Origin of the sequence: Streptomyces niphimycinicus (genome assembly GCF_018883605.1) — a bacterium.
Taxonomy (GTDB): Bacteria; Actinomycetota; Actinomycetes; order Streptomycetales; family Streptomycetaceae; genus Streptomyces; species Streptomyces niphimycinicus.
In genome coordinates this window covers 1-7,412 of the sequence record NZ_JAHLEM010000525.1, presented here as the reverse complement: position 1 = coordinate 7,412, position 7,412 = coordinate 1, and the positions used below count along the sequence as shown (strand labels likewise).

4 protein-coding genes are annotated in these 7,412 nt (G+C 72.2%); all 4 read left to right on the top strand.

Annotation, left to right across the window (positions count from 1 at the left end):
• Positions 1-813: MFS transporter (locus tag KN815_RS34885; RefSeq protein WP_216345854.1), on the top strand; the 813-nt coding region annotated here is incomplete at its 5' end.
• A gap of 81 nt (positions 814-894) precedes the next feature.
• Positions 895-2,268 carry an NAD(P)/FAD-dependent oxidoreductase gene (locus tag KN815_RS34880; protein WP_216345853.1) on the top strand — a complete coding sequence of 458 codons (1,374 nt, stop codon included), beginning with the start codon at positions 895-897 and terminating at the stop codon, positions 2,266-2,268.
• Positions 2,269-2,441: 173 nt separating this feature from the next.
• The gene (locus tag KN815_RS34875) at positions 2,442-3,977 is read left to right on the top strand and encodes an acyltransferase domain-containing protein (protein WP_216345852.1); all 1,536 of its coding nucleotides are present in this window, start codon (positions 2,442-2,444) and stop codon (positions 3,975-3,977) included.
• A 39-nt stretch (positions 3,978-4,016) separates the two neighbouring features.
• On the top strand, positions 4,017-7,412 hold a 3,396-nt coding region (locus tag KN815_RS34870; RefSeq protein ID WP_216345851.1), incomplete at its 3' end, for an SDR family oxidoreductase.

Genomic DNA, 7,412 nt, shown 5'->3' with positions numbered 1-7,412 from the left:
CTGGTGTCCACCACCGAACACGGCTGGTCCAGCGGCCGGGTGATCGGCTTCCTGGCCGGCGGCCTGGTGGTCCTCGCGCTCTTCGTCGGCTGGGAGCTGCGCACCGCCGAACCCATGCTGCCGATGCGGCTGTTCCGCAACCGCGCGTTCAGCGCGGTCAACGCGGCCAGCCTGCTGATGTTCGCGGCCATGTTCGGCCTGGTCTTCCTGCTCACCCAGTTCATGCAGAACATCCAGGGCTTCTCGCCGCTCGAGGCGGGCGTGAAGATGCTGCCGTGGACGGCGATGCCGGTCGTGGTCGCCCCGCTGGCGGCGCTGCTGACCGCCCGGCTCGGCAACCGTCTGGTGGTCGCCGCGGGCCTGCTGTTCGAGGCCGTGGGTCTTGGCTGGCTGGCGTCCGTGGTCGGCGCGGACACCGCCTACGCCGACCAGGTGCCCGGTCTGGTGCTCGGCGGAATCGGCCTCGGGCTGTTCTTCTCGCCCGTCGCGGAAATGGCGATGAACATCGTCGCACCCCGCGACCAGGGAATCGCCTCGGGCGCCAACAACACCTTCCGGGAGCTCGGCGGCGCACTCGGCGTCGCGGTGCTCACCTCCGTATTCACCACACTGGGCGGATACGGCTCGCCCCAGGAATTCGTGGACGGGCTGCGGCCCGCCGCCTGGATCGGCGCCGGAATCGCCGCCCTGGGTTGTCTGGCCATTCTCACGGCACCGCGCGGCCGCACCGGACCCGGCGAAACGAAGGTGATCTCTTCGGGAGCCGCCGAGGATTCATGCACGGGAAACCTCCCGAGTCGGTCGCGCAATTAAATTCGACAGAGCGAAGACAGAGCGAAAAAGATGATCCACCGGTTCCCGGATCCGGGGTGACCGTTGGGTATGGGGGTCGCTATGTACGACGTCATTGTGGTAGGAGCGCGCATCAGCGGGGCATCGACGGCGATGCTCCTGGCAAGAGCTGGATACCGGGTCCTTCTCCTGGACCGGGCCAGATTCCCCGGCGGCAAGGGGGCCGCCACAAATCTGGTCCACCCCCCGGGAATTCTCCGGCTGAAGCGCTGGGGACTGCTGGACGAGGTGGCGGCCACCGGCTGCCCGCCCATTCACTCGTACGGTCTCCAGAGCGGTCCCGTCCAGTTGATGGCCAAGCTGCCCGCCGTCGAGGGCGTGGCCGAGGCATACTCCCCGGAGCGCGCCAAGCTGGACGAGATCCTGCTCGAGGCCGCCGTCAAGGCCGGGGCGGAGCTGCGGGAACAGGTCGCGCTGCGGGAACTGCTGACGGACGCCCAGGGCACCGTCATCGGCGTCCGGGCCGAGACCGAGGACCGCACGCCGCTGGTCGAGCACGCCCGGCTGGTGGTGGGCGCCGACGGCTCCAACTCCACCGTCGCCCGGCTGGTGGGGGCCCAGAAGTACGACTCCCACCCGGTGCTCAACAAGAGCCACTGGTCGTACTGGGCCGATCTGCCGCACGACGGCAAGGTGCGCACCTACCGCCACCGCCATCGGCACGCCTTCACCTGGCCCACCCACGACGGCCTCACCATCGTCGGAGTGGCCCTGCCGGTGGCGGACTTCAAGGCGTCCCCCGACCAGGAGCGCGATGCCACGGTCATCGCCGCCTTCGAGGACGTCGACCCCGAGTTCGCGGCGCGGCTGCGGGCGACCCGGCGCGTCGACACGTGGATGACCGGCGCGGTCCCCAACTTCCTGCGCCACTGCCACGGCCCCGGCTGGGCCCTCGTCGGCGACGCGGGCTACACCCGCGACCCCATCACCGCCGCCGGTATCACCGACTCCCTGCGCGGTGCCGAACTGCTCGTGGCGGCCGTGGAGCCCGCCCTGTCCGGCGACCGTGACCTCGCCGCCGCGCTCGCCGACTACGCCCGGCGCCGGGACGCCCTGGTGGGCGGCCACTTCCGGTACACCCGCGACCATGCCGAGATCGGCGACTACAACCGCGAGGAGTTGGAGTTCATCCGGGCGATGGCGCGCAGCCCGCACCACGGCAGCGGCATGGTCGGGATGTTCGCCACGATCGTCCCGCCCGCCGAGTTCTACTCCCCGGCCAATATCCACGCCCTCTTCGACCACATCCCGCCGGGCTCCGAGCCGGGCTGGAAGATCCGGATGGTGCGCTGGCTCGTCCGCGGCGCCCCCAGACATCTGCCCCCGGCGACCCGGCTCGCCGACCGGCTGATCGCCGCCAACCTCGGGAGCATGGGCACCTTCCTGCTCGACTCCCCGGCCGCCGGCGCCGTCTAGGGTCCTTCTCCCACGGAGATCCGCCAGAAGGACCCTAGCCCGGCCCTCCCGCGGCAGGCCCATTCGGCAGGGCCGCGACCTCATAACGGCCATTGGCCGCCCACAGCGCCGCGTCACCCGCGCGGGTGACGCACCTCATTCACCGTCACCACCCCACTCATGGAGGCATCGGCATGTCCAGCAATCCGTCCACCGGCGTCACGACGGCCTTTCTCTTCCCCGGACAAGGCGGCTTCGACGGCGAGGCACTCCGCCGGGCCAAGGAGCGCCATCCCCAGATCGGCCGGGTCTTCGAGCGGCTCGACGCCGTGACCGAGGAGCTCTACGCCAGCCGCATCTCCGAGGTGCTCTTCGGCGAGCGCAAGGCCGATCTGCGCGACCTCCTCGACAACGACCCCTGGGCCTCCCAGGTCGCCATCTACGGCGCGGGCCTGGCCGCCTACGAGATCCTCGCCGCCCAGGGCGCCACCCCCGACGTCCTGGCCGGGCACAGCCTCGGCGAGATCACCGCCCTGGTGGCGGCCGGGGCCTTCTCGGTCGAGGACGGGGTCCGGATCGTCGCCCAGCGCGTCGCCGTGATCGAGCGGCAGGGCGGTGTCGACGGCCGCATGGTGGCCCTGGCCGCCGGCGCCGAGCGCACCCGCAAGCTGCTGGAGCTGGTGGACGAGCCGCTGCTGGCCGTCGCCACCGAGAACCACGACGAACAGACCGTGGTCAGCGGCCCCGCCACAATCCTGGACCGGGTCGTGGCGATCGCCGGACAGCTCGACGTCGGCGCCATCGAGATCGACACCCCCTTCCCCTTCCACACCCCGGCGCTCGCCCCCGCCGCCCCCGAATTCGCCGCCTACGTACGGAAGCTGGACCAGCATCCGCTGAACCGGCCGGTCTACTCGCCGATCCTTCAGCGCTACTACGAGCCCGGCGATGTGCTCGCCGAGCTGCTGGCCGAGCACTTCACCCGGCCGGTGCGGTTCGCCGCGGCCGTACGGCATCTGCGGGAGAGCGGCGCCGAGGTGTTCGTGGAGGCGGGCGGGCGCGCCGCGCTCTCCAAGCTGGTCGCCAAGGTGACCGACGGCGCCGAGGTGCGCTCGCTGCCCACCCTGGCCCTGACCGGCGGACGGCTCGCGCTCGACGGAACCCTCGAGGCGCTGCGCGAGGCCGGTCTGGCCGCGCCCGAGCGCGGCGGGCTCGCCGAGCTGCTGGCCCCCTCGGTGCCCTCCGACGTCTTCGCGGCGTACTGGAGCGAGCACGGCCATATGGTGCTGGAGCTGGTCCGCACCGAACTGGACGCCTTCCGCAAGTCCACCGGGACCGGGCGAGGCGAGCCCGAGCCCGCCGCGGAACCCGAGGCCGCTTCCGAGCCCGCGCCGCAGGCCCCGGCACCGTCGGCCTCGTCCGCGTCCGAGCCGCGGCCGGAGGGGTACGACCGTGAGCGGCTCTTCGAAGAGCTGCGGACCCTCTACGCCGAGGCGCTCGAATACCCCGAGGACGTCTTCGAGGACGAGGTGCAGCTCGAGGCCGAGCTGGGAGTCGACTCCGTCAAGCAGGTCGAGCTCCTGTCCAGGGTCTCCAGTCGGTACGGGCTGCCGCCGCGCGAGTCCGGTTTCCGGCTGGCCACCTACAACACCATGGGCAAGATCACCGACTTTGTGCTGGAGCAGATGAACGACCAGGGGGCCCATGCGCCCGCCTCCGCCACGGGCTGAACCGCCCGCCCCCTCGTCGCAGAAGGAGTCAGTCGTTCCATGAAAGACCTCACGGGGAAGGTGGCCCTGGTCACCGGAGGTTCCAAGGGCGTGGGAAAGGCGATCGCGCGCACCCTCGCGGCCCGCGGCGCCGACATCGTCCTCAACTATTTCCACTCGCACGACCAGGCCAAGCGCACCAGGGACGAACTGGTGGCAACCGGCGCCCGGGTCGAGCTCGCACGGGCCTCGGTGGCCCGGCAGGAGCAGGTCGACCGGATGTTCGCCGAGATCGAGGAGCGCCACGGGCGGCTGGACATCCTGGTCAACAGCGCCGCCAACGGGGCCCTGCTGCCCCTGGCCGAGGTGACCGACGAGGACATCGCCAAGGCCATCGACACCAACTACAAGGGGGGACTGCGCTGCGCTCGCGGCGCGGCCCCGCTGATGGCGCGCACCGGCGGCGGGTCGATCGTCACCGTCTCGGCGCTCGGCGGCTCGCAGATGGTGATGGCCAACTACTCGGCCTGCGCCCCCGCCAAGGCGGCCGCCGAGGCGGCGACCCGCTATCTCGCGGTGGAGTTCGCCCCGCTCGGCATCCGGGTGAACACCGCCTCGGCCGCGATGCTCGAAAGCGATGTCGCGGACAAGTTCCCCCGGGCCCGGGAGATGCAGGAGGTGATCGCCGGGGCGACGCCCTTCGGACGGCTGGGCACCGCCGAGGAGTTCGCCGATGTCGTCGCCTTCCTGGCCTCCGACGCCTCGCGCTGGATCACCGGACAGGTGGTGCTCGCGGACGGGGGGCTGACGCTGGGCGCCGCCCTCCTGTCCCCGCCCGCCGCCGCTCCCGTACGGGAAGAGGCCGCACCGCAGCCCGAGCCCATCGTGGCCCAAGCGCCCGAGGCCGAGCCCGTCGCGGCCCCCGAGCCCGTCGCGGCGCCCCAGCCCGCACGCCCCCAGGCCGCCGCCGTCGCCGAGGCCGTCACCGAGACCCCGGACATGCCCGGCCCCGGCCTGCCCTCCGATGTCCCCGATGACGCGATCGCCGTCGTCGGCATGGGCCTGGCGGTGGCCGGGGCGAACAGCCCCGAGGAGTTCTGGAAGCTCCGTACGACCGGTGACGAGCTGTTCGTCAAGATCCCCCGGGACCGCTGGCGGCATGAGAACTTCCACGCCGCCGACACCGCCGCGGAGGACAAGGCGTACGCCGACCGCTGCGTCTTCATCACGGACTTCGAGGCCGCCCCCGGCTCCGTCGACAGCATGGCCGACGGCACCGACGACCATGAGCTGACCACCATGTGGCTGCGCCACAGCCTGGTCCAGGCCCTGGACGGGGTGCGTCACCAGGACACCGACCGCTGCTCCTTCGTCGTCGGCTACACCCCCGACGGCAGCCAGCACCTCGAAGAGGCCGGGGTGCTGGACAGCGTCACCCGGATGACGCACGACATCCTCCGGGACCTGCCGCTGGCGGACGGCGAGCGCACCACCCTCGGCGGCGACATCGAGGCGGCGCTGGCCCGCCGCTACTGGCGCGCCGGCCAGGACCGCTCGCGCTTTCTGCCGCACCGCGTCGGCGAGCTGGCGATGCGCGGGCTGCTGCCGCCCTCCACCGAGCTGCACATGGTGGACACCGCCTGCTCCTCCTCCCTGTACGCGATCGACATCGCCGCCAAGGGCCTGCTCATGGGCAAGCAGGACATCGCGGTCTGCGGTGGCGCCTTCGCGCTCGCGCCGCGCGGCACCGTGCTCTTCTCCAAGCTCCAGGGGCTCTCCAAGCGCGGTGAGGTGCACGCGCTGGACGAGGACGCGGACGGCGTGATCTTCGCCGACGGCGCCGCGCTGGTCGTCCTCAAGCGCCTGAGCCGGGCGCGGGCCGACGGGGACGAGGTGCTCGGGGTGCTCCGGGCGTTCGGCTCGTCCTCCGACGGCAAGGGCAAGGCCATCTACGCGCCCAACGCCGCCGGTCAGAGCCTGGCGGTGCGGCGCGCCCTGGAGGCGGGCGAGGTCGAGGGCTCCGCGGTGAGCTGGGTCAACGCCCACGCCACCGGCACCCCGGCCGGTGACCTCGCCGAGTTCACCACGCTGCGGGAGTACTACGGCACCGCCGGACCGGCCGCGGTCACCTCCAACAAGTCCCTGATCGGCCACACCGGCTGGGCGGCGGGCGTGGTCTCGCTCATCGAGAACCTGCTGGGCCTGGCCGAGCACACCATCCCCGGTCAGTTCCGCTTCTCCCGGCCCCGCGAGGACTTCCGGCTCGCCGGGACCGGACTGGAGATCACCCCCGAGCACAAGGAGTGGCCGGGAAAGCCGGACGGCCCCCGCCTTGCCGCGGTGTCCGGGTTCGGCTTCGGCGGCACCAACGCCCATCTGATCGTCTCCGAGCACCGGCCGCGCCCCGCCGCCGCGAACGCCACCACCGCCGACCGGGCCCCCGCGACCGTCACCAAGGTCCCCGACCCCGGCAGCCGGGTGGCGATCGTCGGCTGGTCGGCCCATCTGCCGGGGCTGGCGGGCCGCGAGGAGGTCACCCGCTGGCTGGGCGGCGGTCCGCGCCCCGGCGACAGCTTCGGCGAGCAGTATCCGGCGCCGCCGTTCAACAAGGTGCGGCTGCCTCCCAAGACCATCCGGGCCCTGGACCGCTGCCAGCTCATGATCGTGGAGTGCGCCCATCAACTCCGCGACCGGATAACGGACTTCTGGCAGGAGCAAGCGCGCAAGACCGGCGTGTTCGTCGGCCATATGGGCCCGACCCGCGCCGCGATGCTCTACGCCAACCGCTGCTATCTCGACGACATCGCCGAGGCGATCGGCGAGCTGGACTCCGATGCCCTGCCGGGTGTTCTGGAGCGGCTCGGCGACCGGGTACGCGACCTGATCCCGGCCTCCAACGAGGACTCCTTCCCCGGCCAGATGCCCAACATCATCTCGGCCCGGGTGGCGAACTACTTCGACCTCAACGGCCCGAACATGACGATGGACTCCGGCTTCGCCTCCGCCGTCTCCTCCATCACCTCCGCGGGCCGCTATCTGCGCACCGGGGAGCTCGACTTCGCGCTCGCGGGCGGGATCAACGGCAACAGCCTCCCGGAGTACCGCACGCTGATCGGCGAGCTGCTGCCGCCGGAGGCCGAGGAACTCGCCGAGGGCGCCTTCCTGTTCGCCCTGACCACCGAGGAGCGGGCCCGCGCCGCCGGGCTCGAGGTGCTCGCGTACGTGGACGAGCCGCTCGGTGCCGTCGAGGCGGGGCGGGGCGAGGCCGCCCCGGACGAGATCCTGCTGTGCGGCGCGCCCGCCCCCGAGCACGCCCGCTATCTGGGCGCGGCCGGCGGTCTCGCCGTCCTCAAGGCGCTGCACCGGCCCGCGGGCAGCGTGGAGATCGCCACCGACGAGAGCGAGGGCGCCGCCGGGGCCCGGCTCCGGCTGACCATCCCGGGGACCGGTGCGGAC